The sequence below is a fragment of the Variovorax sp. Soil_C_17 genome (genome assembly GCF_057657265.1).
Genome location: NZ_JBDGIT010000003.1, coordinates 829,665 through 854,406, shown reverse-complemented (window position 1 = coordinate 854,406; position 24,742 = coordinate 829,665). Strand labels below are relative to the sequence as shown.

Below are 24,742 nucleotides of genomic sequence, written 5' to 3'. Positions count from 1 at the left end.
ACATGGCCACCCATCTCGATCTCGAAGAACAGGAACAGCTCGACCAGCTCAAGCATTTCTGGAACACCTACGGCACGCTGATCACCTGGGTCGTGGTGCTGGCGGCCGGCGCCTTCCTGGCCTGGACCGGCTGGCAGTACTGGCAGCGCGAGCAGTCGGCGCGCGCATCGGCGCTTTACGACGAGCTCGAGCGCGGGGCGCAGGCCGGCGACACGGCGCGTGTCGAGCGCGCGCTCGCCGACATGAAGAGCAAGTTCGCCGGCACCGCCTATGCCCAGCAAGGCGGCCTGCTGGCCGCTCGCGTGCTGCACGAGAAGGGCAATGCCGAGGCCTCGCGCGCGGCGCTTGCCTGGGTCGCGGAGCACGGCGAAGACGCCGGCTACCAGGCCGTCGCCCGGCTGCGCCTCGCCAGCGTGCTGCTGGAGGCCAAGTCCTACGACGAGGCGCTCAAGCAGCTCTCGGGCAGCATGCCCAAGGAATTCGAGGCCCTCGCGGCCGACCGCCGGGGCGACATCTACATGACACAGGGCAAGCGCGAAGAGGCCAAGACCGAGTACCGCAAGGCCTGGACCGCCTTCCCACCGGGCAACGAGTACCGCCGCCTGGTCGAGATCAAGCTCAACGCGGTGGGCGTCGATCCCAAGAGCCTGGCTCCGGCCGGCACCGCATCTCCCGCCAAGACCACACCATGAATTTCAGCCAGCGTTCGATGCTTCCTGCCACCCTCCTGCGCGCCGGGGCTGCCGCGCTCGTCGTCGCCGCGCTCGCGGCCTGCTCCGGCACGCCCAAGCCCAAGCCGGCCGAGCTGGCGCCCAACGAGGCGGTGCTCGGCGTGCGGCAGGCCTGGAGCATCCGCATTCCGAAGGTGGAATTCCCGCTCACCACCGACGTGAGCGGCGACATGGTGACGGTGGCCGGCAGCGACGGCACGGTGGTCATGATCGACGCCCGCTCGGGCCAGGAGTCCTGGCGTGCCAGCGTGGGCGCACCGCTGTCGGCCGGCGTGGGCAGCGACGGCTCGCTGGTGGCCGTCATCACCACGAGCAACGAGCTCGTGGCGCTGCAAGGCGGCAAGGTGCTGTGGCGCCAGCGGCTCCCGGCCCAGTCGTTCACCGCGCCGCTGGTGGCCGGACGCCGCGTCTTCGTGCAGACCGCCGACCGCACCACCAGCGCATGGGACGGCCAGACCGGCCGCCGCCTGTGGTCGCAGACGCGCACCGCCGAGAACCTGGTGCTGAAGCGCTCCGGCGTGCTGATCGCCGTCGGCGACACGCTGGTGGCCGGCGTCGGCGGCAGGCTGGTCGGCATCAACCCGGCCAACGGCACCTCGCGCTGGGAATCGCCGATCGCCGCACCGCGCGGCACCAATGACGTGGAACGCCTGGTCGACCTGACCGGCAGCGTGAGCCGCGTCGGCGATTCCGTCTGCGCGCGCGCCTACTACGCCAGCGTCGGCTGCGTCGACACCTCGCGCGGCACGCTGCTGTGGAGCAAGCCGGCCAACGGCGCCGACGGCATCTCGGGCGACGACCGCTTCATCTACGGCACCGAGGAGAACGGCAACGTGGTGGCCTGGCGCCGCAACGACGGCGAACGCGCCTGGCAGATCGACCGCTTCAGGTACCGCACGCTGACCGCGCCGCTGGCGGTCGGACGCTCGCTCGTCATCGGCGACAGCACGGGCCTCGTGCACGTGATCTCGCGCGAGGACGGCGCGCCGCTCAACCGGCTGACGCCCGACGGCTCGGCCATCGCTGCAGCGCCCGTGCTGTCGGGCAACACCGTCGTGGTCGTCACGCGCAATGGCGGCGTCTTCGGCTATCGGCCTGAATAACCCAGCGAGCGCTCGACCATGAAACCCGTCATTGCGCTGGTCGGGCGCCCCAACGTCGGCAAGTCGACGCTGTTCAACCGCCTGACCCAGACCCGCGACGCCATCGTCGCCGACTTCGCCGGCCTCACGCGCGACCGCCACTACGGCAACGGCCGGCAGGGCCCGCACGAGTTCATCGTCATCGACACCGGCGGCTTCGAGCCGGACGCGGGCAGCGGCATCTTCAAGGAGATGGCCAAGCAGACCCGCCAGGCCGTGGCCGAAGCCGATGTCGTGATCTTCGTGGTCGATGCGCGCGAGGGCGTCTCGGCACAGGACCACGACATTGCCAACGAGCTGCGCCGCCTCGGCAAGCCCTGCGTGCTGGCGGCCAACAAGGCCGAGGGCATGAAGGACAACGCGCGGCTCGCCGAGTTCTACGAGCTGGGTTTCGGCGAGGTGCACGGCGTCTCGGCCGCGCACGGGCAGGGCATCCGCGGCCTGGTCGAGCTCGCGCTCGAGCCGCTGGCGCTGCCCGAGCCGGGCGACGAGGACGAGGACGTCGACGACGTCAACAAGCCCATCAAGCTGGCCGTCGCGGGCCGGCCCAACGCGGGCAAGTCCACCCTCATCAACACCTGGCTCGGCGAGGAGCGGCTGGTCGCCTTCGACCTGCCCGGCACCACCCGCGATGCGATCTCCGTGCCTTTCGAGCGCAACGGCCAGCGCTTCGAGCTGATCGACACCGCAGGTCTACGGCGCAAAGGGAAGGTGTTCGAGGCGATCGAGAAGTTCTCGGTGGTCAAGACACTGCAGGCCATCGAGTCGGCCAACGTGGTGCTGCTGCTCATCGACGCCACGCAGGGCGTGACCGACCAGGACGCCCACATCGCCGGCTACATCCTGGAGAGCGGCCGCGCGGTGGTGATCGCGATCAACAAGTGGGACGCGGTCGACAGCTATCAGCGCGAGCAGGTCCAGCGGCAGATCGAGACCCGGCTGGCCTTCCTGAAGTTCGCCTCGCTGCACTTCATCTCGGCCACCCGGCGCCAGGGCCTGGGCCCGCTGTGGCAGGCCATCGCGCAGGCCCACAAGTCCGCCACCCGCAAGATGTCGACGCCGGTGCTCACGCGCCTGCTGCTGGAGGCCGTGCAGTTCCAGACGCCCAAGAAGTCCGGCATGTTCCGTCCCAAGATGCGCTATGCGCACCAGGGCGGCATGAACCCGCCGGTGATCGTCATCCACGGCAACTCGCTGGAGCATGTCACCGAGGCCTACAGGCGCTTTCTCGAGGGGCGCTTCCGCAAGGAGTTCGACCTGGTCGGCACGCCCCTGCGCATCGAGTTCAAGACTTCTCACAATCCGTACGCGGACAAGGAAGGCTGAGCGGGTGCTACGCGTGCCGCATTTCGGGGCGGCCCGGTGGGCGCGAGCAGTGTCGGCGCCCGAAGTTCCGCCTCTGAAGTGCCGTTATTTTTAGGGGGGTATGAGCGTTTCGTGCTGCAGTGCGGAAGTGCTGTGTTAAGGTGACCGGTCCAACAACTACTCTTGAACACGGAGAATATCGTGAGCAATAAAGGGCAACTTCTACAAGACCCCTTTCTGAACACCTTGCGTCGAGAGCACGTGCCGGTTTCCATTTATTTGGTCAACGGCATCAAGCTGCAAGGGCAGATCGAGTCTTTCGATCAGTACGTCGTGTTGCTTCGCAATACGGTGACCCAGATGGTCTACAAGCACGCCATCTCCACCATCGTGCCGGGACGGGCCGTCAACTTCTCGGCAAACGAGAGCGACGACGCTGCTGCCTGAGTGCACGGAGCGCGGCGGCCCCCGCCGCGCTTTTTCCCCATTGATTCCGCTTGTCTGAACTGAATTCCCGGAAAGACGGTGCCGTCGTTCTCGTCGGCGTCGATTTCGGGCTGCCGCATTTCGACGGCGAACTCGAGGAACTCGGCCTGCTGGCGCAGACCGCGGGCCTCGCGCCGGTTGCGCGCCTGATCGCCAAGCGGCGGGCGCCCGATGCGGCACTGTTCGTCGGCAGCGGCAAGGCCGATGAGATCCGCGAGCTGGCCGACCTGCACGGCGCCGGCGAGGTGATCTTCGACCAGGCCCTGAGTCCGGCGCAGCAACGCAACCTCGAGCGCCAGCTCGGGGTCGCGGTGTACGACCGCACCTTCCTGATCCTCGAGATCTTCGCCCAGCGCGCGCGCTCCCACGAGGGCAAGCTGCAGGTCGAGCTGGCGCGGTTGCAATACCTCAGCACGCACCTGGTGCGCCGCTGGTCCCACCTGGAGCGCCAGCGCGGCGGCATCGGCACGCGCGGCGGCCCGGGCGAGACGCAGATCGAACTCGATCGCCGCATGATCGGCGACGCCATCCGGCGCACGCGCGAGCGGCTCGCCAAGGTGCAGCGCCAGCGCGGCACCCAGCGGCGCCAGCGCGAGCGGCGCGACACCTTCAACATCTCGCTGGTCGGCTATACCAATGCCGGCAAGTCCTCGCTGTTCAATGCGCTGGTGAAGGCGCGCGCGTATGCGGCCGACCAGCTCTTCGCCACGCTGGACACCACCACGCGCCACCTGTACCTGGGCGACGCGGCCCGCAAGGTGTCGATCTCCGACACCGTGGGCTTCATCCGCGACCTGCCGCACGGCCTGATCGACGCCTTCAAGGCCACCCTGCAGGAAGCGGTCGACGCCGACCTGCTGCTGCACGTGGTGGACGCCTCCAATCCGCACCATCCCGAGCAGATGGCCGAGGTGCAGTCGGTGCTTCGCGAGATCGGCGCCGACACCGTGCCGCAGCTTCTGGTCTTCAACAAGCTGGATGCGCTCGAGCCCGCGCAGCGGCCGCTCGCGCTCGCCGACGAGATCGAGCTCGACGGCACGCAGGTGTCGCGCATCTTCCTGAGCGCCCACACGGGCGAGGGCGTGCCGGCGCTGCGGGCCGAGCTCGCGCGCCGCGCACCGTCGATCGCCGGGCCCATGACCCCAGAGCCGGACGCCGAATTGCACGACCCTGCCGGCGGATTGGCACAATCCCCTCACTGACCAGAGAAGAGATCGAATGAATGCAAAGCCAGTGTGGAGACGGTTTCAGGGCATGTTCAACCTGAATGACGGGCGTTGGGGCCGCGGCGACGAGCCGTCCTCGAAAGACGACCGTCCCAACGCCAACCGTCCCGACGACGATTCCGGGTCTTCCGGCAACAACAACCGCCCCCGCGGACAGGGGCCGAACCAGGGCCCGCCGGACCTCGACGAGCTCTGGCGCGACTTCAATCGCAAGCTCGGCGGCCTGTTCGGAGGGCGCGGCGGCGGCAACGGCGGCCGCCCGAACGGCGGCAATGGCGGCAACGGCATGAAGCCCGACATGAAGAACGCAGGCGTCGGCCTGGGCCTGGTCGCGGCAGTCGCCGTGCTGATCTGGCTGGGCACCGGTTTCTTCATCGTCAATGAAGGCCAGCAGGCCGTGATCACGCAGTTCGGCCGCTACAAGGCCACCGTGGGGGCGGGCTTCAACTGGCGCCTGCCGTACCCGATCCAGCGCCACGAGGTCGTGGTCGTGACGCAGATCCGCTCCATCGACGTCGGCCGCGACTCCATCGTGCGCTCGACCGGCCTGCGCGAGTCGGCCATGCTCACCGAGGACGAGAACATCGTCGAGATCAAGTTCGCCGTGCAGTACCGCCTGAGCGACGCCCGCGCCTACCTCTACGAGAGCAAGAGCCCGACCGACGCGGTGGTGCAGGTGGCCGAGACGGCGGTGCGCGAGGTGGTCGGCAAGATGAAGATGGACGCAGCGCTGGCCGAGGAGCGCGACCAGATCGCGCCGCGCGTGCGCGCCCTGATGCAGACCATCCTCGACCGCTACAAGGTCGGCGTCGAGGTGGTGGGCATCAACCTGCAGCAGGGCGGGCTGCGTCCGCCGGAGCAGGTGCAGGCCGCCTTCGACGACGTGCTCAAGGCGGGCCAGGAGCGCGAGCGCGCCAAGAACGAGGCTCAGGCCTATGCCAACGACGTGGTGCCGCGCGCCACCGGTACCGCTTCGCGCCTGAAGGAAGAGTCCGAGGCCTACAAGGCGCGGATCGTCGCCCAGGCACAGGGCGATGCGCAGCGCTTCGGCGCGGTGCTGACCGAGTACCAGCGGGCGCCGCAGGTCACGCGCGACCGCATGTACACCGATGCCATGCAGCAGATCTACACCAACACCACCAAGGTGCTGGTCGATTCCAAGCAGGGCTCGCAACTGCTGTACCTGCCGCTCGACAAGCTGATTACCCAGAGCTCGGCCGCCGCGCCGGCCGACGGCGCCAGCCCGAACGTGGCCGGCACCGCGCCGCCGCAATCGTCGGTGATCCCGGTCGTCCCGCCCAACGACTCTCGTGCGCGCGACGGCCGCTCGCGTGACCGCGACGTGCGCTGAGGAGCAACACAACAATGAACAGACTTGGCTTCATCGTTTCGTCGGTCCTGGTGGCGCTCGCGCTGCTGAGCTCCACGCTTTTCGTGGTGGACCAGCGCCAGTTCGGCGTGGTCTACGCCCTCGGCCAGATCAAGGAAGTGATCACCGAGCCGGGCTTGAACTTCAAGCTGCCGCCGCCCTTCCAGAACGTGTCGTACATCGACAAGCGCCTGCTCACGCTGTCCAGCCTCGATCCCGAGCCCATGCTGACGGCCGAGAAGCAGCGCGTGGTGGTCGACTGGTACGTGCGCTGGCGCATCACCAACCCTTCGGAATACATCCGCAACGTCGGCCTCGACGAGAACGCAGGCGCCGTGCAGCTCAACCGCGTGGTGCGCAATGCCTTCCAGGAGAACGTCAACAAGCGTACCGTGCGCGAGCTGATCTCGACGCGCCGCGAGGCGCTCATGAACGACGTGCAGCGCGAGATGCTGGCGGTGGTGAAGGGCACCAAGCCCTGGGGCATCGACATCATCGACGTGCGGGTCACGCGCGTCGACTACGTGGAGGCGATCACCGAGTCGGTCTACCGCCGCATGGAGGCCGAGCGCAAGCGCGTGGCCAACGAGCTGCGCTCCACCGGCTTCGCCGAGGGCGAGAAGATCCGCGCCGACGCCGACCGCCAGCGCGAGGTGATCGTGGCCAATGCCTACCGCGACGCCCAGAAGATCAAGGGTGAGGGCGATGCGCGCGCCGCGTCGGCCTATGCCGAGGCCTTCGGCCGCGACCCTCAGTTCGCGCAGTTCTACCGCAGCCTCGATGCCTACAAGCAGAGCTTCAACAAGAAGAGCGACGTGATGGTGCTGGACCCCTCGTCGGACTTCTTCCGTGCGATGCAGAGCTCGGGTGGGGCGGCGGCGGCCGGGCGCCGCTAGCCGCAGCGTTCAGTCGTGAGCGCAGAAATCTTCTGGAGCGCGCTGGCGCTCGTGCTGGTGATCGAAGGCATCCTGCCCTTCGTCTCGCCGGGCGGCTGGCGGCGCGGCTTCGGCCAGCTCATGCAGCTGCGCGACGGCCAGCTGCGCTTCTTCGGCCTGTGCAGCATTCTGCTCGGCCTCTTTCTGCTCTGGGTCCTGGCCTGAGGCCGTGAGGCCGGTCGCGGCACGCAAAAGCGGGCCGCGATGCCCCGGTAGAATCCGGGTTTAACCACGCCCCCGATCCCCATGTCCGCCTGGGTCCTCCCGGATCACATTGCCGATGTGCTGCCCTCCGAGGCGCGTCACATCGAAGAACTTCGACGCCAGTTGCTCGACACCGCCCGTGGCTATGGCTGCGAGCTGGTGATGCCGCCGCTGCTGGAGCACCTGGAGTCCCTTCTCTCCGGCACCGGCGAGGCGCTGGACCTGCAGACTTTCAAGCTGGTCGACCAGCTCTCGGGGCGCAGCATGGGGCTGCGCGCCGACACCACGCCCCAGGTCGCCCGGATCGACGCCCACCTGCTCAACCGCCGCGGCGTGGCGCGCCTCTGCTATTGCGGCCCGGTGCTGCACACCCGGCCCGACCGCCCGCACGCGACGCGCGAGCCGCTGCAGTTCGGCGCCGAGATCTACGGCCATGCCGGCCTGGAGGCCGACACCGAAGTGCTGCGCCTCGCGCTCGACTGCCTGCGAGCGGCCGGCGTGCGCCACCCTGTCATCGTCGACCTGGCCGATGCGCGCATCGTGCGTGCGCTGTTCGCCGGCGTGCCTGTCGATGCGGCGAGCATCGCGCGCGTGCATGCGGCATTGGCCGCCAAGGACCCGAGCGGCCTGCGCGAGATCACGGCGGACTTTCCCGCAGCGGCGCGCGAGGGCCTGCTCGCGCTGCTGCATCTCTATGGCGACGCCGCGGTGCTCGACGAGGCGGCCAAGGCCCTGCCCGATTCGGCCGGCATGCGCCAGGCGCTTGCGGACCTCAAGCAACTCGCCCAGCGGCTCGACGGCGCCAGCGTCAGCTTCGACCTGGCCGACCTGCGCGGCTATGCCTATTACAGCGGCATGCGCTTCGGCATCTACACGGAGGGTGCCAGCGACGCGCTGGTGCGCGGCGGGCGCTACGACGAGGTGGGCGCGGTCTTCGGGCGCAACCGCCCGGCCGTCGGCTTCAGCCTCGACGTGCGCGAGCTGGTGGGCGTGCTGCCGGCGCGGCCTCTTCGGGCCGCGATCCGCGCGCCCTGGAGCGACGCCCTGGGCCTGGCCCAGACCATCGCCGCGCTGCGCAAGCAGGGCGAGACCGTCGTCTGCGCATTGCCCGGCCACGAGAGCGAGATCGACGAATTCCACTGCGACCGCGAGCTGATCGAGCAGGGTGGCCAGTGGAAAGTCCAAGCCATCTGAATCTTCAAAAGCGAAACATCATGAGCGTTACCACCGGACGAAACGTGGTCGTCGTCGGCACCCAATGGGGCGACGAAGGCAAGGGCAAACTGGTCGATTGGCTGACCGAGAGCGCGCAGGGCGTGGTCCGCTTCCAGGGCGGCCACAACGCGGGCCACACGCTGGTCATCAATGGCGTGAAGACGGCCCTGCACCTGATCCCCAGCGGCATCATGCGGCCCGGCGTCAAGTGCTACATCGGCAACGGCGTGGTGCTGTCGGCAGCCAAGCTCTTCGAGGAGATCGAGGGACTGGAGAAGGCCGGCGTCGAGGTCCGCTCGCGCCTGCGCATCAGCGAAGCCTGTCCGCTGATCCTGCCTTTCCACGCCGCGCTGGACATCGCGCGCGAGGCCTACCGCGAGAAGGGCGGCATCGAGAAGATCGGCACCACCGGCCGCGGCATCGGCCCGGCCTACGAGGACAAGATCGCGCGCCGCGCATTGCGTGTGCAGGATCTCAAGCACCCCGAACGCTTCGCCGACAAGCTGCGGGTGCTGCTCGAGCTGCACAACCATGTGCTCACCCAGGTGCTGAGTGCGCCGGCGATCGATTTCGATGCGGTCTACGACGAGGCGATGCGCCACGCGGAACTGCTCAAGCCCATGATGGCCGACGTTTCGCGCGAGCTGAACGACGCCCATCGTGCAGGCGCCAACCTGTTGTTCGAGGGCGCGCAGGGCACGCTGCTGGACGTCGACCACGGCACCTACCCCTATGTGACCTCCAGCAATTGCGTGGCCGGCAACGCCGCGGCCGGTGCGGGCGTGGGGCCGGGCATGCTGCACTACATCCTGGGCATCACCAAGGCCTATTGCACGCGCGTCGGCGGCGGTCCTTTTCCGACCGAGCTCGAATGGGACAAGCCCGGCACCGTCGGCTGGCACCTGAGCACGGTGGGCGCCGAGAAGGGCGTGACCACCGGCCGCAGCCGCCGCTGCGGCTGGTTCGACGCCGCGCTCCTCAAGCGCTCGGCGCAGGTCAACGGGCTCTCCGGCCTGTGCATCACCAAGCTGGACGTGCTCGATGGCTTGAAGGAACTGCTGCTGTGCACCGGCTACGAACTCGACGGCGAGCACACCGACATCCTGCCGCTGGGCGCCGACGAGATCGCGCGCTGCAAGCCGGTCTACGAGACCCTGGAAGGCTGGAGCGAGAGCACCGTCGGCATCACCCAGTACGACAAGCTGCCGGTCAATGCGCGGCTCTACCTGCAGCGCATCGAGCAGGTCACGGGCGTGCCGATCCACATGGTGTCGACCAGCCCGGACCGCGATCACACGATCATGATGCGGCACCCCTATCTGGCAGACTGACCGAACGAACGACCACCCCCCAGAAGAAGGCTTCCCATGCTGACCGAAGACGGCAAACACCTGTACGTGAGCTATGACGAGTACCACAACCTGATCGAAAAGCTCGCGATCAAGGTGCACCAGTCGGGCTGGCAGTTCGACACCATCCTGTGCCTCGCCCGCGGCGGCATGCGGCCGGGCGACGTGCTGTCGCGCATCTTCGACAAGCCCCTGGCCATCATGTCCACCAGCTCCTACCGCGCCGATGCCGGCACGATCCAGGGGCACCTGGACATCGCCCGCTACATCACCACGCCCAAGGGCGAGATCGCCGGCCGGGTGCTGCTGGTCGACGACCTGGCCGACTCGGGCCACACGCTGCACGCGGTGGTGGAGATGCTCAAGAGCAATTACCAGCCGATCACCGAGCTGCGCAGCGCCGTGATCTGGACCAAGGCAATCTCGACCTTCACGCCCGACTACTCGGTCGAGTACCTGGCGACCAATCCCTGGATCCACCAGCCCTTCGAAAGCTACGACTCGATGGGCGCCGAGAAGCTGATCGAGAAGTGGTCGGTCTGAAGCGCTGAGGCGTCCGAAGCCTCACTTGGGCTGCATCATCTCGGTGTAGCGCCGCTGCATCTCCTCGGTCGACAACTGCTCGATGCTGTGGCCGATGTTCCAGCGGTGACCGAAGGGATCGCGAAAAGACCCGGAGCGCTCGCCGTAGAACTGGTCCTGCACCGCGATCTCCAGCGTGGCGCCGGCCTTCTGCGCCTGCGCGACGATCGCATCGGCATCGTCCACGTGCAGGTGGATCGTGACCGAGCTTGCTCCGGTGCTCGAGGGCCCGCGGATGCCGTACTCGGGAAACTCGTCGCACAGCATCAGCGTGGTGCCGCCGAAGTCGAGCTCGGCATGGCCGATGCGACCGCTGGGCTCCGTCAGCCTGAATTTTTCGGTCGCGCCGAACACCTCGCCATACCAGGCGATCGCCTTGGCGGTGTCGTTCACGCAAAGGTAGGCAAACAGTTCATGGATGGCCATCGAGGACTCCTGTGCAAGCGTGGGTCTGGCCGCGATTCTGCGAGCGTCCGGCCCCGCCGTCTTGGACGAAATTGAAGCCGGCCGGCACATGGTTCGGCGAGGCCGGCGCTGCGCGGCGGTAGGCCTGCGGCGTCATGCCCGCGATCTCCAGGAAGTCGCGGTTGAAGTGCGACTGGTCGCTGTAGCCAGCTTCCAGCGCGAGTGCCACCCAGGGCAGGGCGCGCAGGCCCGGCCCGGCCGCCATCACACGCTGCAGCCGTTGCACCCGCTGCAGCTGCTTGGGCGCGAGGCCCGCCGCGTCGCGCACGAGCGTGATGAAGCGCCGGTGGCTGTAGCCGCTGGCCTGCACCAGCGCCCGAATCGGCAGCCCGCCGCCCAGCCCCGCCAGAGCGCGCGCCACCGCCGGGTGCATGGCTTGGGGCTGTGGCGCGAGGCGCTCGGCCAGCAGGGCCTCGAAGACGGCGAGCCGGGCCTCGGGGTTGCCGGCTGCATGAACCCGCTCCAGCGCCTCCTGCACGGCGCCGTCGCCCCAAAGCGCTTCCAGCGGCGTGTGGCGTTCCGCCAGCTCGCCGGCAGGCAGGCCGAAAAGCGCCCGTGCCGCGCCGGGCCGCAACTGCGCGCCCACCGAGCCGGTCGCGACCGAGACGTCGCGCGCATAGAAGGCCGAGCGGGCGCCGCCGACGATCGCCCAACCCACGGTGTAGCCCGCCGTGTCCTCCGCCCCGGCGAACAGCCGCAGCGGCGGGCCGGAGAGGCGCAGCACCAGGTGCATGTCGCCGGTCGGCAGCACATGCTCGCGCGGCGATGTGGCGAGGCTGCTGGTGCCGCGGCCAGGCGCCGACACCCACAGGGAGCGGACGTAGGGCCGCAGCCGGGGACCGGGTGAACAAGTCAGCAGCATGACCCATTGTCGGACGCGCGCTCCGGCACGTCGACTAGCATGGCGGCATGCCCAAGCCCATCACCGAACTGATCCACCACCCGTACAAGCCCCCCGCGAACTTCGCCGCGCCCCAGCCGGGCGTCTACAAGGCATCCACCGTGTTCTTCGCCGACGTCGCGGCCATGCGCGCGCGCGACTGGAAGACCAAGGCCGGCTACACCTACGGCCTGCACGGCACGCCCACCACCTTCACGCTCGAGGAGCGGCTGGCAACGCTGGAAGGCGGCACCGAATGCCTGCTCGCGCCCAGCGGCCTGGCGGCGATCGCGCTGGTGGCCTTCGCCTTCCTCAAGACCGGCGACGAGGTGCTGCTCCCCGACAACGCCTACGGCCCGAACAAGGCGCTGTGCAACGGCGAGCTGGCCAACTTCGGCATCACGCACCGGCTCTACGACCCCATGAACCCGGCCGATCTCGCGGCCAAGCTCTCCGAGCGCACGAAGCTGGTGTGGCTGGAAGCAGCCGGCTCGGTCACGATGGAGTTCCCGGACCTGCCCGCGCTGGTGGCGGCCTGCCGCGCCCGGGGCGTGCTCGCGGCGCTGGACAACACCTGGGGCGCCGGCCTCGCCTTCGCCCCCTTCGATTTCAACGGCAGCGGGCAGGGCGTCGACATCTCGATCCAGGCGCTCACCAAGTACCCGAGCGGCGGCGGCGACGTGTTGATGGGCAGCGTCATCACGCGCGACGAGCGGCTGCACCGCGCCCTCAAGCTCAGCCACATGCGCATGGGCTTCGGCACCGGCGTCGGCGACGTGGAAGCGCTGCTGCGCTCGCTGCCCAGCATCGCGCTGCGCTACGAGGCGCACGATCGCAGCGCCCGCGAGCTGGCCCGCTGGCTGGCCGATCGGGCCGAGATCGCGCAGGTGCTGCATCCCGCGCTGGAAGGCTCGCCCGGCCACGCGAGCTGGCTGCGGCTGTGCGGCGCCACCGACCGGGCGGCCGGCCTCTTCTCGGTGGTGTTCGACGCCCGCTACAGCGCCGCGCAGGTCGACCGCTTCTGCGACAGCCTCGAGCTGTTCCGCCTCGGCTACTCCTGGGGTGGTCCGATCAGCCTGGTCGTGCCCTACGACATCGGCCTGATGCGCGACCCGGCCGTCTCGCACTGGCCGCACAAGGGCACGCTGGTGCGCTTCTCGATCGGACTGGAGGATGCGCAGGACCTGCGCGCCGACCTCGAACAAGCCCTCGCCGCGCTCTGAACCGGCCCGGTTATCGCGTACAGTGAGGCACGCGCAGTCACCGGGACTGCCTTTCAGGAAGGAGTGAACGTGGCAACACCGAACTACGGCTACGAGAAACGTCAGAAGGAGTTGGCCAAGAAGAAGAAAAAGGAAGAGAAGGCACGAGAAAAAGCCGCTCGCAAGCTGAGCCCCAGCAGCGAAGGCCTCGCGCCAGGCGATCCTGAAACCGATGTCGCCTCGCTGGAACGCGATCCGCCCACCGTGCCGGAGTTGCCGACCAAGGACGGCTGAGCCGCTGCCAGACGGCTCCATACACCGATCAGTGCAAGAAGAAAGCCGCCGCGGGCGAGGCCTGCAGCGGCTTTTTTTGCGCCTTTTCGTTCAGCCGCTCTGGGCCGGAAGCAGCTTGCGCAGCGTCGGCCACACGTTGTCCAGCATGCGCGCCTGGGCGGCGGCTGTCGGGTGGATGCGGTCGGCCTGGAACAGCGCCGCTGCCTCGGGGCTGTCCGCCACGCCCTTGAGCAGGAAGGGCACCAGCGCCGCCTTGGTGGCGCCGGCCACCTTGCCGAACAAGGCCTCGAAGCGCTGCGTGTAGTCGCTGCCGTAGTTGGGCGGCACCTGGATGCCGACGATCAGCACCTGCGCGCCGGCCGCCTGGGCGGCCTTGGTCATCTGCATGAGGTTGTCCTCGGTGCCCGCGAGCGAGAGCCCGCGCAGGGCGTCGTTGCCGCCCAGCTCGAGCACCACGTGCGTCGGCTTGTGCTGCGACAGCAGGCCCGCCAGCCGCGCGCGGCCGCCTGCCGTCGTGTCCCCGCTGATGCTGGCGTTGATCACCGTGGCGGCGATCTTCTGCTCGGCCAGGCGCTTCTCCAGCAGCGGCACCCAGCCCTCGCCGCGCTTGAGGCCGTACTCGGCGGACAGCGAGTCGCCGACGACCAGGATCACCGGCTTGCCGCCGGCCGCGGCCCGGGCCTGGACCGCGGTCCAATACCCCGAGGAACCGGCCAGTGCGCCGGCCAAGATAAAGTGACGTCGATTCACCACGCGCATAACCTTTCAATGTCCTCGATCCCACCCGCCGCCATTGTCGCCGTCGAACATGTCTTCAAGTCGGTCACCGACTCCGCCGGCACGCTGGACATTCTGCAGGACATCGACTTCACGCTGGGCGAGCGCGAGACCGCCGCCATCGTCGGGGCGTCCGGCTCGGGCAAGAGCACGCTGCTGTCGATCGTCGCCGGGCTGGACACGCCCACCCGCGGCACCGTCAAGCTGGCCGGCGAGGACCTCTTCGCCATCGACGAGGACGAGCGCGCCGCGCTCAGGGCGCGCAAGGTCGGCTTCGTGTTCCAGAGCTTCCAGCTGCTGGGCAACCTGAGCGCCCTCGAGAACGTGATGCTCCCGCTCGAGCTGGCCGACCGCCGCGATGCACGCAAGGCCGCGACCGAAATGCTGGGCCGCGTCGGCCTCGGCCAGCGCCTGAACCACTATCCCAAGGTGCTGTCCGGGGGCGAGCAGCAGCGGGTGGCGCTGGCCCGCGCCTTCGTGGTCCAGCCCGCCCTGTTGCTGGCCGACGAGCCCACGGGCAGCCTGGACTTCGCCACCGGCGAGCAGGTGATGCGCCTGATGTTCGACCTCAACCGCGAGCTCGGCACCACCCTCGTGCTGGTCACGCACGACCGCGGCATCGCCGCGCAATGCGAGCGCCGCATCACCATCGAGGCCGGACGCGTGGGCTTCGACGACCAGGGCGTCTGACCCTGGGGGGCTGCGAAGCGGGCTCGATAATCCCGCCATGTCTTCCCCCAAAGTGATCTTCGGCTTCCATGCCGTGGGCGTGCGCATCAAGACCGCGCCCCAATCGGTGATCGAGGTGCTCTTCGACGCCAGCCGGCGCGATGCCCGCATGCGCCAGTTCGTCACCCGCGCCCAGGAGGCCGGCGTGCGCCTGATCGAGGCCGACGGCCTGCGCCTTTCCAAGCTGGCCGGCAGCCACGGCCACCAGGGCGTGGCCGCGCGGGTGCAGCCGATCGCCCAGACCCACTCGCTCGACGAACTGCTCGAAGGCCTCGAGGCGGCCGGCACGGTGCCGCTGCTGCTGGTGCTCGACGGGGTCACCGACCCGCACAACCTCGGTGCCTGCCTGCGGGTGGCCGATGGAGCGGGGGCGCATGCGGTGGTCGCGCCCAAGGACCATGCCGCGGGCATCAATGCGACCGTCGCCAAGGTCGCCAGCGGCGCCGCCGAGACGGTGCCCTACTTCATGGTGACCAATCTTGCGCGCACGCTCAACGAGCTGAAGGAGCGCAACATCTGGTGCGTGGGCACCAGCGACGATGCCCCCGGCACGCTCTACCAGAGCGACCTGCGGCGGCCTCTCGCGATGGTGCTGGGGGCGGAAGGCGAGGGCATGCGCCAGCTCACGCGCAAGACCTGCGACGAACTGGTGCGCATTCCCATGGCTGGTGCAGTCGAGAGCCTCAATGTCTCCGTCGCAAGCGGGGTGTGCCTTTACGAGGCGCTGCGGCAGCGCAGCAGCGCGGCCTAGGGCAAGTCGACGAAGCCGGTCTCGCCCGAGCGTTCGCGGGCCTTCCAGTCGTCGACCCAGGCCTTGGCCTTGCGCTCCAGCGCATCGCAAGCGCTCTCCGAATCCTCGAACCGCCCGGTGAGGGCAACCCGGCACTTGTGCTCGCCGGCGCGCCACAGGTCCGCATGGCCGGAGGCCTGCCCTTCGATGGCTGCCCCGTCGAGGCACACGCGGATCTCCCACGCCTCGTAGACGAAGCGCTTGACTTCGCCGTCATCGTTCATCGCTTTTTCCTCGCTCGGTTCATTTATTCAGAAGCCGCTTCGATCCACGCGAAAGCCTACGCCTTTCGCGTGGGGCGCCCCCCGGCCCGACCGCGCCGGCCGGAGGGTCAAGCCGGCTTCAGCTTACCTTGACGTCGATGCGCCGCGGTTGCGCCTGCGCCACCTTCGGGATGCGCAATGTCAGCACGCCCTGTGCCAGCTCGGCCGAGACCTTCTCGGTGTCGAGCTCCTTGCTCAAGGTGAAGACGCGGTGGAAGCGGGCGAGGCCGACTTCCGTGTGGCTGGACTGCAGCCCTTCGGGCACGCTCAGGTTCGACTCGGCATCGATGGTGAGCGTGTCGGACTCCACCTGGAGGTGAAGCTTGTCCTTCGAAACCCCGGGAAGGTCGGCATACAGCGTGATGCCGGTGCCGTCCTCCACCACGTCGACGGGCGGCGTCAGCGCCGCCTCGCCGTAGCCCGCCTTGTCCTTCTGGGCAACGGTGGAGGGAGAAGTCGAACGGACAGTGTCAACGTCGTTCATTTCGCTGCTCCTTTCATTGGATCGTGATGCGGCGGGGCTGGGCCGATGCGCGCCGCTGGACGGTGATGTGCAGGATGCCGTCGCGGTAGTCGGCCGCGATCGCATCCGGGTCGGCGTCGTCGGGCAGCGACAGCATGCGGCGGAAGCTGCCTGCGAAGCGCTCGTTGATGTGGACGGTGGACTTGGAATCCTCCTGCGACGGCAGCTTCGAGGTGCGCTCGCCGGCCATGGTCAGCAGGCCGCGGTCGAGCTGGATGTCGATCGTGGCCGGATCGAGGCCGGGGGCGAAGGCGTAGATCTCCACCGTCTGCGGTGTGCCGCCGACGTTCAGGGCGGGGAAGCCGCCGCGGCCCAGACCCCGGATGCTTGGAGACAGATCGAAGGCCTGCTGCATTTCGCGTTGCAGGCGATCCATCTCGGCGAACAGGTCGCGCGGAAACAAGGATCGATACATGGCGAAAACCTCCATAAGGTTGAACCAGACGGAGCGCCGGAACGCCTCCGGCGCTTCCGAGGGGGAATTAGGAGCGGGTCCCGAAGATTTCAAGAGGGGCGCGTGCTCTGCTGCCCGGCCGGCCGGCACTCCGGTCCCGCTGGGGGCGCAGCGTCTGCGCTCGCGTCCACCTATTCCGGAATGCCGACACTGGGAGGCCACGCGGTCTCCACCCAGACGGGGGCATGATCACTGGCGCCAGGACGCCCGCGCACCTCACGGTCCACCTGGGCGTCGGTCAGCCATGGCGCAAGCTCGCCGTTGAGCAGCAGGTGGTCGATGCGCAGGCCGGCGTTGCGTGGCCAGCGATTGCGCCAGTAGTCCCAATAGGTGTAGATCGGCTCGTGGGGATGCAAGGCGCGGATCGCATCGATCCAGCCCTGCCGCAGCAGGCCCGCGAAGGCGGCGCGGCTCTCGGGCTGCAGCAGGGCGTCGTCCCGCCACGATGCCGGGTTGTAGATGTCCGCGTCGGTGGGCACCACGTTGAAATCGCCCGCCAGCACCACGGGCAGGCCGCAGCCGAAGAGCTTGCGCGCGTGGGCGCCGAGCCGCTCGAACCATTCCAGCTTGTAATCGAACTTGGGGCCGGGGCACGGGTTGCCGTTGGGCAGATAGAGGCAGCCGATGACGACGCCGTCGACCACGGCTTCGATGTACCGGCTCTGGTCGTCCAGGCTGTTGCCGTCCAGGCCGCGCCCGGTCTCGATCGGATCTCGGCCGCGCGCCAGGATGGCCACGCCGTTCCAGGCGCGCTGGCCATGGAAGACTGCGCCGTAGCCGGCCTCACGCAGCGGGGCCGCCGGAAAGCTCTGATCCGGGCACTTCAGTTCCTGCAGGCAGGCCACGTCGGGCCTGGACTCGTGGAGCCACTCCAGCAGCCGCGGCAGCCGGCCGTTGATACCGTTGACGTTGAAGCTCGCGATCTTCATGGCGCTTGCAATCAGGGGAAGAAGGATGTCGCCATCATGGTCGCAGTTCCTTCACGAAGCACGTAGGCCCGGTGATCCATTGCGTCGATGATTTCCGGAACCGCAGCGCTTGCGCCCGTGCTCCCGATGCTCGCGAAGACGGCCGCGAGCCTGCCGCAAGGCGATGATTTCCTGTTCGAGCCGAAGTGGGACGGTTTCCGCGCGATCGTCTTTCACAAGGACGGCGAAGTCCTGATCCAGAGCCGCGAGGGCAAGCCGCTCGACCGCTACTTCCCCGACCTGCACGAAGCGTTCGCGGCCTGCCTGCCCGAGGGCTGCGTGCTCGACGGCGAGATCGTCGTCGCGACGCCGCGCGGCCTCGATTTCGACGCGTTGCAGCAACGCGTGCATCCCGCCGCTTCGCGGGTGGCGCGACTGGCCGCCGAGACGCCCGCGTCCTTCGTCGCCTTCGATCTGCTGGGGCTGGGTGACGAGGACCTGATGGGCAGGCCGCAAGACGAGCGCCGCCTTCTGCTCGAGGCGCTGCTGGCGCAGCCGGCTCACCCGATCCATCTCACGCCCATGACGACCGACCACGCGCTGGCATTGCGATGGCTGCGGCATTTCGAAGGTGCCGGCCTGGATGGCGTGATCGCCAAGTGGGCGGACCAGCCCTACCTTCCCGGCAAGCGAGCCATGCTGAAGGTGAAGCACCAGCGTACCGCGGACTGCGTCGTGGCGGGTTTCCGCTGGCACAAGAGCGGGCCTGCGGCCGTGGGCTCGCTGCTCCTGGGCCTCTATGACGAAAAAAAGGTTCTGCAGCACGTGGGCGTGACCTCGTCCTTCGGCATGGAAATGCGCAGGAGCCTGGCCGCAGAACTGCAGCCCTTGCGGGAGAACGCGCTGCCGGGGCACCCTTGGGCCGGATGGGCGGGCGCTGCCGCCGGCGGGCTGCAGCAGCGCATGCCGGGGGCGCGAAGCCGTTGGAGCGGGGGCAAGGACCTGTCGTGGGAGCCCTTGCGCATCGAGCGCGTGTGCGAGGTGCGATACGACCACCTGCAGGGCATGCGCTTTCGTCATGCGGCCGTGTTCCTGCGGTGGCGGTGGGACAAGTCACCCGAGGCTTGCCGATACGACCAGTTGGAAGTCACGCCGCCCTACGAGCTGGCACGCGTGTTCTCGTCGCGGGGCTAGGAATCGGCCCGGACCGGCTTTTTCCCGTTCATCGACGCGAGCAGTGTCGGGGCCCCGGTACGGCGGGCCGCTAAGGAAGCCTTCCTACTCGGCAATGTCATGAGTGCTCACCTGCGTCGGAGTCGGCATCGCTACGGTAATTTGCCAAAGCGAAGGAACCCCCTCTATGGCTGCGCTTTCAGTATTCCTCGTCGAGGACAACCCGAGGATCCGTGCGCATCTGGTGCCCGCCTTGGCGGATCTCGGTTCCGCGAGCGTCATGGCGACGGCCGAGACGGAAGCGCAGGCCATCGACTGGCTTGCCAAGCACAAGGGCGAATGGGATCTGGCGGTGGTGGATCTCTTCCTGAAGGAAGGGCATGGCCTTGGCGTCCTGGAATGGGCCCTGGGACGGGAGCCGCGCCAACGCGTCGTCGTGTTGACAAACTCCGCCACCGAGGCGATGCGGACCGCCTCCAAGCAGGCCGGCGCCGACGCCATCTTCGACAAGTCCACGGAACTCGAGGAGTTCTTCGCTTACTGCCTGAATGTGCATCGGCCCCCGCCGATCAAGGAGTGAGCAGGCGTTTCGTGCCGGCCGACAACGATCGGCAACCCGGTCGGCCGCCCGGCGTCACGGCTTTTTGGTGACGGTCTTGACCGCTTCCTTGACGTCGCCAACCTTCTTCTGCACGGCGCCAGCTGTCTTGTCGGCTGCGCCCTCTGCTTGCAACCGCTCATTGCCGACGGCCTTTCCGACGGCTTCCTTCACGTTGCCCTTGGCCTTTCCCAGGCCGCCTTTGACTTGATCCTTGTTCATGTCAGCTTCCCTTCGAGTGACGTGCCGAGCGGCGGGGTGCCGCTCGCTGCATCGACTGCCAAGGCTGGCAGCGACGGAAGACTCAAATACTCGGCCAATGAAGAGGGAGCTATTTCGCCGCGTCCTCGCGTAGTACGTCGCCCTATGGCGGGTGCCGTTCTCGGAGTACGCCGGGCACGCTGCGCCAGCCTGTTTCGCCGGACTTGGCACGCGAATCCGAGCCCGCGGCAGGACCCCGCCGCCGGGCTGCCACGTGCGCTACGAAGGATCCTTGCTGCGCGTGCGGCCCACGGCGCTGAAGATGCCGATGCCCAGCAGGATCAAGGCGCCGATGCCGATGTAGAGCGTCGGAATGCCGATGACCGAGGCCCCCCAGGCCAGACCGCCGAGGAAAAGCAGGAAGCCGATCATGTAGAGCGCGAAAGACATGGTTTTCTCTCCGACGTGAGGATCGAGCCAGTCTCTTCATGCCATGCCGCGCTTCGATGCGGCGGCGGCCGCCAAGGCGTGTCGGCCGACACCTACCGTTGCTGTGCGCCCTCGGCGCTCGCCTCGTCGAGCAGGGCAATCGCCTCTGCGTCGAGCGTGAGCCGGGCCGCGGCCACCAGCTCGTCCAGCTGCACGGCCGAGGTGGCGCTGGCGATCGGCGCGGTGATCGCGGGGCGGGCGATTTGCCAGGCGAGGGCCACCTGGCCCGGCGTCGCGCCCCGTGTCTTCGCGACCTCGTCGAGCGCGGCCAGGATGCGCAGCCCGCGCGGGTTGAGGTACTTCTTCGTCGTGCTGGCGCCGCGCGGGCTCTTGGCGGCATCGGCCTCGCTGCGGTACTTGCCCGTCAGGAAGCCGGCCGCCAGCGCGTAGAAGTTGATCACGCCCACGCCGCGCTCGAGGCACAGCGGCTCCAGCGCCTCCTCGAACACCGCGCGGTCGTAGAGGTTGTAGAGGGGCTGCAGGCTCTCGTAGCGCGGCAGGCCCTGGCGCTCGGCGACGTCCAGCGCCTCGGCCAGCCGTGGCGCGCTGTAGTTGGAGGCGCCGATGGCGCGCACCTTGCCGGCCTGAATCAGCTCGGCGAAGGCGCCGAGCGTGTCGGCCAGCGGCGTGTCGGCGTCGTCGTCGTGCGACTGGTACAGGTCGATGTGCTCGGTCTGCAGGCGCTTGAGCGAGGCATCCACGGCCTGGCGGATGTAGGCCGGCGACAGGCCCTTCTTCTTGTCGCCCATCGGCTTGCCGACCTTGGTCGCGAGCACCACGCGGTTGCGTTTGCCGCTCTGCCGCAGCCACTTGCCGATGATGGTTTCCGATTCGCCGCCGCTGTGGCCCGGCACCCAGCTGGAGTAGACGTCGGCGGTGTCGACGAAGTTGAAGCCGGCGTCGAGCCAGGCGTCGAGCAGGCGGAACGAGAGCTTCTCGTCCACGGTCCAGCCGAACACGTTGCCGCCGAAGGCCAGCGGCGACACTTGAAGGCCGGAACGGCCGAGGGGGCGCAGTTGCATGGATGTCTTTCCGGGAAATTTCAGACGAAGCCGAAGGCGCCCAGCAGGGCGCCGGCACCCAGCAGCCACAGCAGGTGGAGGCGGGTGCGCCAGACGATAAACGCCGCCACGCCGGTCAGCAGCCAAAGGTGCCAGGCAGGCGCGTTGCCGGCATGGTTACCGGCGGCCAGCACCCAGCCGGTGGCGATCAGCAGGCCCACCACCACCGGCGCCATGCCCTGCTTGAAGGCGCGCACCTCGCGCCGCTCGCGGTTGCGATGGCCCCAGCGCGTCGCGAAATAGGTCAGGGTGGTGCTCGGCAGCATGATGCCGACCATGGTGACCGTCAGCCCGAGGAGGCCCAGCGCCCAGGCCTGCGGCCCGGCGCCGATGCCGCCGCCTGCGTTGATGCCGACGTTCCATCCCATGAGCGCGACGAAGAGCACGTTGGGGCCCGGCGCCGCCTGGGCGATCGCGACCGAGGAGCTGAACTGCGCGTCGGTCAGCCAGCCGTTCTGGTCGACAAGGTAACGGTGCATGTCGGGCACCGTCGTGATGGCGCCGCTGATCGACAGCATCGAGAGCATCAGGTACTGGGCGAAGAGCGCCAGCCAGTCGTGCCAGTGCATTGCGATGGTCATGAGGCCCTCACGCCCGGCACTGGGGGTGTTCTTGCTGCTCGCCGACGGGCTTTCGCATCCTGGGGCGGCCTGGCGATGCTCATGCCTGCAGCCTCCTCCAGGTCCACACGCAGGCCACGCCGCCGACCGCCAGCAGCACCCACCCCAGCGGAATGCGCGCGAAAGCGATGGCGCCGAAGACGAGTGCCACGATGCCGAGGCAGGCGCCGAAGCCCAGCGGATGCCGGCGCAGCGCCGGGATCAGCTTGATGCCGGTCGCCGCGATCAGCCCGCCGGCCACCGCGCCCATGCCGCGCAGCGCGCCGGCGACCTGCGGGTTGCCGGCGAAGTGCGCGTAGAGCAGCGCCAGCACCAGGATCACGCCCAGCGGCACGGTCAGCATGCCGGCCACGGCGGCGATCGCGCCGCGCAGGCCGAAGTAGCGGTCGCCGATCATCAGGGCGAGGTTGATCACGTTCGGCCCCGGCAGCACCTGGGCCACCGCCCAGTCCTCGAGGAACTCGTCGGCCGTCAGCCAGCGCTTCTTCTCGACCATCTCGCGCTGCACGATCGCGAGCACGCCGCCGAAGCCCTGCAGCGCCAGCCAGGTGAAGGAAAAGAACAGGTCGCGAACGGAGCGGGGTTGCGGGCGCTCGGAGGGCGCCGCCATGGAGGAGGCCGGATGCATCGCCCGCGATTATGTTCGCAGCGCGGTCCGGCCGCTGGTCGGGGCAGGCGCCGACGCGCGGCCGCGTCCATGCTGCGACACTCGCGGGCATGCAGCCGCGTGCACTCTTCGATCTCTTCAAGCAGGCCGTCCTGTCCTGGAAGGCCGATTACGCCCCGAGCATGGGCGCCGCACTGGCCTACTACACGGTGTTCTCGGTGGCGCCCCTGCTTTTGATCGTGATCTCCGTCGCGGGCCTGGTCTTCGGCCAGGAGGCGGCGCGCGGCGAGATCATGATCCAGCTCTCCGGGCTGATGGGCGAGCAGGGTGCGCGCGCGGTGCAGGGCATGCTGGAGGCGGTCAACAAGCCGAAGGAGGGCATCGTCGCGACCGTGATCGGCGTCGCGCTGCTGGTGGTCGGTGCGACCACCGTGTTCGGCGAACTGCAGGACGCGCTGGACCGCATCTGGCGCGCGCCGGCGCGCGACGAAGGCAAGAGCTGGCTCAAGCTGCTGCGCGTGCGGCTGCTGTCCTTCAGCATGATCATGGGCCTCGGCTTCCTGCTGATGGTGTCGCTGGTGGCCAGCGCCGCGCTGGCGGCGCTGAGCAAGTGGTGGGCGCCGGTCTTCGGCGGCTGGGCCGCGCTGGCGCAGGGCGTCAACTTCCTCTTCAGCTTCGTCATGGTCACCGTGGGCTTCGCCATGATCTACAAGATCATGCCGCGCGTGCGGGTGCAGTGGCGCGACGTGTGGGTGGGTGCCGCCGTGACGGCGCTGCTGTTCGCCATCGGCAAGCACCTGATCGGGCTCTACATCGGCAAGAGCAGCGTGGCCTCGGGCTACGGCGCCGCGGGCTCGCTGGTGGTGGTGCTGGTGTGGGTCTATTACTCGGCGCAGATCTTCCTGCTGGGGGCGGAGTTCACGTGGGTGTATGCGCACAAGTACGGGTCGCTGCGGCATGTCGAGCGGCCGGATGCGCCGTCTTCGCCGACGCGCTGAAGACGGGCCACTAGCCCGCGAAACCACCCTGGTCCAGGAAGGCCTGTTCCTCCGCCGTCGTCTCGCGCCCGAGCATCGGGTTGCGATGCGGGAAGCGCCCGAAGCGCGCAATGATGTCGCGATGCAGGACCGCATAGCGCTGCGTGTTGGCATCGAGCACGGCATTGAGCTCGACCGAGCGCTCCTGGTCGGCCAGCGACTCCGAGTGCATGAAGGGCAGGTAGAAGAAGGGGCGCACGGTGCTCTCCACCTGCTGGTCGAGGCCGGCGGCGATCGCAGCGCGCGCGAGGGCACGCGCCTTGCCGTCGGTGGCGAACATGTGGGCGCTGCCGCGCCACGCGTTGCGCGGAAACTGGTCCAGCAGCACCAGCAGGGCCAGCGCGCCGTCGGCCTCGTCGGCCCAGGCATCGAGCATGCCGCTCGCGGCAGCGTGATGCGCAGCCTCGAAGCGCGACTTGAACTCGGCGTCGAAGGCCTCGTCCTTCGCGAACCAGCGGGCGGGACCGGCGTCGCGCCAGAAGGCGGCGATCTCGTGGGAGGAGGGCAGGGGAACAGTCGTCATGCGCCGGATGATGCCATCGCAAGGCCCGGTAAAACGGGCTCGTGGCCGACACGCGGGGCATCCCGTGCTGTCTATGCTGTTCGCTGTTGCAACTATGGAGATCCGCTCATGAACCGAACTGCCACCCTCTTGCGCGCCGCCCTCGTGACCGGCGTGGCGGCCGCCGCCCTCGCGGGCTGCGGCATGATGTCCAGGTCCAACACGGCGAGCTTCAGCGGCAGCATGAACGCAGCCAGCCAGGTGCCGCCCAACATGACGCGCGGCAGCGGCCTGGCCGAGGCCTGGCTCAACAAGGACACCAATGTCCTCAAGTACAAGATCGTCTACACCGGCCTGAGCGGCCCGGCCACGGCCGCCCATTTCCACGGTCCTGCGTCCGCGGGCGCCAATGCGGGCATCGTGCTTCCCTTCGCGAACCCCGCGAGCCCGATCGAGGGCCAGGCCACCCTGACACCGGCGCAGGCGGCCGACCTGATGGCCGGACGCTGGTACGCCAACATCCACACCGCGGCCAATCCGAACGGCGAGATCCGGGGGCAACTGCTGCCCAAGATGTAAGGCTTCGGCCTGGAACTGCGGGGTGGGTGCATGGTGTCCAATCCGT

General features: G+C 68.6%; 32 protein-coding genes. 19 read left to right on the top strand and 13 right to left on the bottom strand.

The features are described from left to right. Positions 1–2: 2 nt before the first annotated feature. From AC3A6Y_RS19250 to AC3A6Y_RS19200, 11 genes are all read left to right on the top strand, one after another. Positions 3–692 carry a YfgM family protein gene (locus tag AC3A6Y_RS19250; RefSeq protein WP_487869807.1) on the top strand — a complete coding sequence of 230 codons (690 nt, stop codon included), beginning with the start codon at positions 3–5 and terminating at the stop codon, positions 690–692. Continuing rightward, positions 689–1,834, top strand: a complete 1,146-nt coding sequence (gene bamB / locus AC3A6Y_RS19245) for an outer membrane protein assembly factor BamB (protein WP_487869806.1) — start codon at positions 689–691, stop codon at positions 1,832–1,834. Before AC3A6Y_RS19250 ends, bamB begins: the two co-directional genes overlap by 4 nt. A gap of 18 nt (positions 1,835–1,852) precedes the next feature. Continuing rightward, positions 1,853–3,199, top strand: a complete 1,347-nt coding sequence (gene der / locus AC3A6Y_RS19240) for a ribosome biogenesis GTPase Der (protein ID WP_487869805.1) — start codon at positions 1,853–1,855, stop codon at positions 3,197–3,199. 180 nt (positions 3,200–3,379) lie between these two features. Further along, entirely contained in the window at positions 3,380–3,625 is a 246-nt protein-coding gene (gene hfq / locus AC3A6Y_RS19235) for an RNA chaperone Hfq (protein ID WP_093378535.1), read from the top strand. A gap of 50 nt (positions 3,626–3,675) precedes the next feature. Continuing rightward, positions 3,676–4,866 carry a GTPase HflX gene (gene hflX, locus AC3A6Y_RS19230; protein ID WP_487869804.1) on the top strand — a complete coding sequence of 397 codons (1,191 nt, stop codon included), beginning with the start codon at positions 3,676–3,678 and terminating at the stop codon, positions 4,864–4,866. Positions 4,867–4,918: 52 nt separating this feature from the next. Then, a complete protein-coding gene (gene hflK, locus AC3A6Y_RS19225) occupies positions 4,919–6,241 on the top strand; it encodes an FtsH protease activity modulator HflK (protein ID WP_487869803.1) in 1,323 nt (440 codons plus the stop codon). A 14-nt stretch (positions 6,242–6,255) separates the two neighbouring features. Further along, positions 6,256–7,155: a protease modulator HflC gene (hflC, locus tag AC3A6Y_RS19220; RefSeq protein ID WP_487840372.1), complete on the top strand. Its 900-nt coding sequence runs from the start codon at positions 6,256–6,258 to the stop codon at positions 7,153–7,155. A gap of 15 nt (positions 7,156–7,170) precedes the next feature. Then, positions 7,171–7,359, top strand: a complete 189-nt coding sequence (locus tag AC3A6Y_RS19215; protein ID WP_487869802.1) for a DUF2065 domain-containing protein — start codon at positions 7,171–7,173, stop codon at positions 7,357–7,359. Between the two features lie 81 nt (positions 7,360–7,440). Further along, on the top strand, positions 7,441–8,592 hold the full coding sequence (locus tag AC3A6Y_RS19210) for an ATP phosphoribosyltransferase regulatory subunit (RefSeq protein WP_487869801.1): 1,152 nt from the start codon (positions 7,441–7,443) through the stop codon (positions 8,590–8,592). Positions 8,593–8,612: 20 nt separating this feature from the next. Next, positions 8,613–9,944: an adenylosuccinate synthase gene (locus AC3A6Y_RS19205; protein ID WP_487869800.1), complete on the top strand. Its 1,332-nt coding sequence runs from the start codon at positions 8,613–8,615 to the stop codon at positions 9,942–9,944. Between the two features lie 36 nt (positions 9,945–9,980). Continuing rightward, complete coding sequence (locus AC3A6Y_RS19200) at positions 9,981–10,505, top strand: phosphoribosyltransferase (protein WP_487869799.1); 525 nt, start codon at positions 9,981–9,983, stop codon at positions 10,503–10,505. Positions 10,506–10,526: 21 nt separating this feature from the next. Here the strand turns inward: AC3A6Y_RS19200 and AC3A6Y_RS19195 are convergent, their stop codons facing one another. Together AC3A6Y_RS19195 and AC3A6Y_RS19190 are read right to left on the bottom strand one after the other, a co-directional pair. Beyond that, positions 10,527–10,970, bottom strand: coding sequence for a VOC family protein (locus AC3A6Y_RS19195; protein WP_487869798.1), 444 nt, complete (start codon positions 10,968–10,970; stop codon positions 10,527–10,529). Then, the gene (locus AC3A6Y_RS19190) at positions 10,957–11,871 is read right to left on the bottom strand and encodes a helix-turn-helix domain-containing protein (RefSeq protein ID WP_487869797.1); all 915 of its coding nucleotides are present in this window, start codon (positions 11,869–11,871) and stop codon (positions 10,957–10,959) included. The genes AC3A6Y_RS19195 and AC3A6Y_RS19190 overlap by 14 nt, the downstream gene beginning before the upstream one ends. Before the next feature lie 47 nt (positions 11,872–11,918). On the opposite strand from AC3A6Y_RS19190, the gene AC3A6Y_RS19185 reads away from it, so the two are divergent. Both AC3A6Y_RS19185 and AC3A6Y_RS19180 read left to right on the top strand, forming a co-directional pair. Beyond that, positions 11,919–13,112 (top strand): cystathionine beta-lyase, encoded by a 1,194-nt coding sequence (locus AC3A6Y_RS19185; protein ID WP_487869796.1) that lies wholly within the window; start codon positions 11,919–11,921, stop codon positions 13,110–13,112. A gap of 69 nt (positions 13,113–13,181) precedes the next feature. After that, positions 13,182–13,385 (top strand): hypothetical protein, encoded by a 204-nt coding sequence (locus AC3A6Y_RS19180; RefSeq protein WP_106558249.1) that lies wholly within the window; start codon positions 13,182–13,184, stop codon positions 13,383–13,385. Positions 13,386–13,475: 90 nt separating this feature from the next. Here AC3A6Y_RS19180 and AC3A6Y_RS19175 read toward each other — a convergent pair whose 3' ends face one another. Then, positions 13,476–14,135, bottom strand: coding sequence for an arylesterase (locus AC3A6Y_RS19175; protein WP_487869795.1), 660 nt, complete (start codon positions 14,133–14,135; stop codon positions 13,476–13,478). An 18-nt stretch (positions 14,136–14,153) separates the two neighbouring features. Between AC3A6Y_RS19175 and AC3A6Y_RS19170 the strand changes: the two genes are divergently transcribed. Together AC3A6Y_RS19170 and rlmB are read left to right on the top strand one after the other, a co-directional pair. Next, positions 14,154–14,852 carry an ABC transporter ATP-binding protein gene (locus AC3A6Y_RS19170; RefSeq protein ID WP_309960970.1) on the top strand — a complete coding sequence of 233 codons (699 nt, stop codon included), beginning with the start codon at positions 14,154–14,156 and terminating at the stop codon, positions 14,850–14,852. 37 nt (positions 14,853–14,889) lie between these two features. Next, on the top strand, positions 14,890–15,642 hold the full coding sequence (gene rlmB / locus AC3A6Y_RS19165; RefSeq protein WP_487869794.1) for a 23S rRNA (guanosine(2251)-2'-O)-methyltransferase RlmB: 753 nt from the start codon (positions 14,890–14,892) through the stop codon (positions 15,640–15,642). Here the strand turns inward: rlmB and AC3A6Y_RS19160 are convergent. The 4 genes from AC3A6Y_RS19160 to AC3A6Y_RS19145 all read right to left on the bottom strand — a co-directional run bounded on the left by AC3A6Y_RS19160 (position 15,639) and on the right by AC3A6Y_RS19145 (position 17,850). Then, positions 15,639–15,905 (bottom strand): hypothetical protein, encoded by a 267-nt coding sequence (locus tag AC3A6Y_RS19160; RefSeq protein ID WP_487869793.1) that lies wholly within the window; start codon positions 15,903–15,905, stop codon positions 15,639–15,641. The two genes, rlmB and AC3A6Y_RS19160, sit on opposite strands and share 4 nt — an antisense overlap. A 118-nt stretch (positions 15,906–16,023) precedes the next feature. After that, positions 16,024–16,428 (bottom strand): Hsp20/alpha crystallin family protein, encoded by a 405-nt coding sequence (locus AC3A6Y_RS19155; protein ID WP_487869792.1) that lies wholly within the window; start codon positions 16,426–16,428, stop codon positions 16,024–16,026. Positions 16,429–16,441: 13 nt separating this feature from the next. Beyond that, positions 16,442–16,882, bottom strand: a complete 441-nt coding sequence (locus AC3A6Y_RS19150) for an Hsp20/alpha crystallin family protein (protein WP_487869791.1) — start codon at positions 16,880–16,882, stop codon at positions 16,442–16,444. A 170-nt stretch (positions 16,883–17,052) separates the two neighbouring features. Then, the gene (locus AC3A6Y_RS19145) at positions 17,053–17,850 is read right to left on the bottom strand and encodes an exodeoxyribonuclease III (protein ID WP_487869790.1); all 798 of its coding nucleotides are present in this window, start codon (positions 17,848–17,850) and stop codon (positions 17,053–17,055) included. Between the two features lie 87 nt (positions 17,851–17,937). Here AC3A6Y_RS19145 and AC3A6Y_RS19140 point away from each other — a divergent pair, with 87 nt between their 5' ends. Beyond that, positions 17,938–19,023, top strand: a complete 1,086-nt coding sequence (locus tag AC3A6Y_RS19140; protein ID WP_487869789.1) for an ATP-dependent DNA ligase — start codon at positions 17,938–17,940, stop codon at positions 19,021–19,023. A 166-nt stretch (positions 19,024–19,189) separates the two neighbouring features. Continuing rightward, on the top strand, positions 19,190–19,582 hold the full coding sequence (locus tag AC3A6Y_RS19135) for a response regulator (protein ID WP_487869788.1): 393 nt from the start codon (positions 19,190–19,192) through the stop codon (positions 19,580–19,582). Between the two features lie 54 nt (positions 19,583–19,636). On the opposite strand, the gene AC3A6Y_RS19130 is transcribed toward AC3A6Y_RS19135, so the two are convergent. From AC3A6Y_RS19130 to AC3A6Y_RS19110, 5 genes are all read right to left on the bottom strand, one after another. After that, positions 19,637–19,822 (bottom strand): CsbD family protein, encoded by a 186-nt coding sequence (locus tag AC3A6Y_RS19130; protein WP_487869787.1) that lies wholly within the window; start codon positions 19,820–19,822, stop codon positions 19,637–19,639. A gap of 258 nt (positions 19,823–20,080) precedes the next feature. Next, positions 20,081–20,251, bottom strand: coding sequence for a hypothetical protein (locus tag AC3A6Y_RS19125; RefSeq protein ID WP_487869786.1), 171 nt, complete (start codon positions 20,249–20,251; stop codon positions 20,081–20,083). A 92-nt stretch (positions 20,252–20,343) separates the two neighbouring features. Beyond that, entirely contained in the window at positions 20,344–21,312 is a 969-nt protein-coding gene (locus tag AC3A6Y_RS19120; RefSeq protein ID WP_487869785.1) for an aldo/keto reductase, read from the bottom strand. A gap of 20 nt (positions 21,313–21,332) precedes the next feature. Further along, positions 21,333–21,932 carry a chromate transporter gene (locus tag AC3A6Y_RS19115; RefSeq protein ID WP_487869784.1) on the bottom strand — a complete coding sequence of 200 codons (600 nt, stop codon included), beginning with the start codon at positions 21,930–21,932 and terminating at the stop codon, positions 21,333–21,335. Between the two features lie 79 nt (positions 21,933–22,011). Then, positions 22,012–22,599, bottom strand: a complete 588-nt coding sequence (locus tag AC3A6Y_RS19110) for a chromate transporter (protein WP_487869783.1) — start codon at positions 22,597–22,599, stop codon at positions 22,012–22,014. Positions 22,600–22,688: 89 nt separating this feature from the next. On the opposite strand from AC3A6Y_RS19110, the gene AC3A6Y_RS19105 reads away from it, so the two are divergent. Continuing rightward, positions 22,689–23,576 carry a YihY/virulence factor BrkB family protein gene (locus AC3A6Y_RS19105; protein ID WP_487869782.1) on the top strand — a complete coding sequence of 296 codons (888 nt, stop codon included), beginning with the start codon at positions 22,689–22,691 and terminating at the stop codon, positions 23,574–23,576. A 10-nt stretch (positions 23,577–23,586) separates the two neighbouring features. Here AC3A6Y_RS19105 and AC3A6Y_RS19100 read toward each other — a convergent pair whose 3' ends face one another. Further along, the gene (locus tag AC3A6Y_RS19100; RefSeq protein WP_487869781.1) at positions 23,587–24,138 is read right to left on the bottom strand and encodes a DUF924 family protein; all 552 of its coding nucleotides are present in this window, start codon (positions 24,136–24,138) and stop codon (positions 23,587–23,589) included. Between the two features lie 108 nt (positions 24,139–24,246). On the opposite strand from AC3A6Y_RS19100, the gene AC3A6Y_RS19095 reads away from it, so the two are divergent. Beyond that, a complete protein-coding gene (locus tag AC3A6Y_RS19095; protein WP_487869780.1) occupies positions 24,247–24,696 on the top strand; it encodes a CHRD domain-containing protein in 450 nt (149 codons plus the stop codon). Positions 24,697–24,742: the final 46 nt, after the last annotated feature.